At 61.9% G+C, this 1,635-nt stretch carries 1 protein-coding gene; it reads right to left on the bottom strand.

Features of this window, described 5'->3' with window-relative positions; translation table 11 throughout:
- A partial coding sequence (locus tag UCMB321_RS28425) for a calcium-binding protein (RefSeq protein WP_040072025.1) occupies positions 1 to 1,635 on the bottom strand: 1,635 nt, incomplete at both ends.

Below are 1,635 nucleotides of genomic sequence, written 5' to 3'. Positions count from 1 at the left end.
CAGCAGGGTGTCATTGCCGGCCCCCCCGCTGAGGGTGTCGTTGCCCAGCCCGCCGCTCAACATATCGTCGGCTGATGTGCCGTGGATGCTGTCATCGCCAGCCGTGCCTGCAAAAAGCGTGGCGGTGATGGCGGCCATATCCCAGGTGGTGCCGTCAGCAAACTGCACCTGCTGCACCGGGTTGAAGGGATTGGCCGTACTGTCGTTATAGAAGAACCCGCTGATCGTGATCTTGTCGGTGGTGCCGGCGATGCTCAACTCCAAGCCCGCGTTAGAGCCGAAGTTCGGGTCGTACACCTGCTTCAACACCACGTCGCTTGGTGCGACCCCCGCCTTGAACTGCAAGGTATTGAGCTTGCCGACTGTGGTGTCGTAGGTGTACACCACCTGGTCCTGGCCATCACCGCGACCGAACAGGTAGGTGTTGTTGCCGGTCCCGCCATTCAGCGTGTCGTTGCCGATGCCGCCATCCAGCACGTCGTTGCCCGCGCCGCCGTCGAGGGAGTCGTTACCCGCTCCCCCCAGCAGGGTATCGTTGCCGGCCGCCCCGCTGAGGGTGTCGTTGCCCAGCCCACCGGTCAACATATCATCGGCCGACGTGCCGCGGATGTTTTGGTCGCCAGTTGTGTCGGCCATGCCTGCCAGCAGTGCGGTGGTGATAGCGGCCATATTCCAAATGGTGCCGTCAGCAAATTGCACCTGCTGGACCGGGTTGTAGGGATTGGCCGTGCTGTCGTTATAGAAGAAACCGCTGATCGTGATCTTGTCGGTGGTCCCGGCGATGCTCAACTCCAAACCCGCGTTAGATCCGAAGTTCGGATCGTACACTTGCTTCAGCATCACATCGCTTGGCGCGACACCCGCCTTGAATTGCAATGTATTGAGCTTGCCGACCGTGGTGTCGTAGGTGTACACCACCTGGTCCTGGCCATCACCGCGACCGAACAGGTAGGTGTTGTTACCGGTCCCGCCATTCAGTGTGTCGTTGCCGGTACCGCCATCCAGCACATCGTTGCCCGCACCTCCGTCGAGGGAGTCGTTACCCGCTCCCCCCAGCAGGGTGTCATTGCCAGCAGCCCCGCTGAGGGTGTCGTTGCCCAGCCCGCCGCTCAACATATCGTCGGCCGATGTGCCGCGGATGTTGTCGTCGCCAGCCGTACCCGCAAACAGCGTGGCGGTGATGGCGGCCATATCCCAGGTAGTGCCGTCAGCAAATTGCACTTGCTGCACCGGATTGTAGGGATTGGCCGTGCTGTCGTTATAGAAGAACCCGCTGATCGTGATCTTGTCAGTGGTGCCAGCGATGCTCAGCTCCAGCGCGCCGTTACTGCCTCCCATCTGGTTGTCATAGACTTGCCGAAGCACCACATCGCTTGGGGCGACCCCCGTCTTGAACTGCAAAGTATTGAGCTTGTCGGCCGTGGTGTCATAGCTGATCGTTACCACATCCTGGCCGTCGCCACGACCGAACAGGTAGGTGTTGTTGCCGGTCCCGCCACTCAGGGTGTCGTTGCCGGTGCCGCCATCCAGCACGTCGTTGCCCGCGCCACCATCGAGGGAGTCGTTACCCGCTCCCCCCAGCAGGGTGTCATTGCCGGCCCCCCCGCTGAGGGTGTCGTTGCCCAGCCCGCCGCT

The sequence above is a fragment of the Pseudomonas batumici genome (genome assembly GCF_000820515.1).
GTDB classification, from domain to species: Bacteria; Pseudomonadota; Gammaproteobacteria; order Pseudomonadales; family Pseudomonadaceae; genus Aquipseudomonas; species Aquipseudomonas batumici.
Note: the sequence above shows the minus strand (reverse complement) of the source record. Positions and strands in the feature narration are given on the sequence as shown.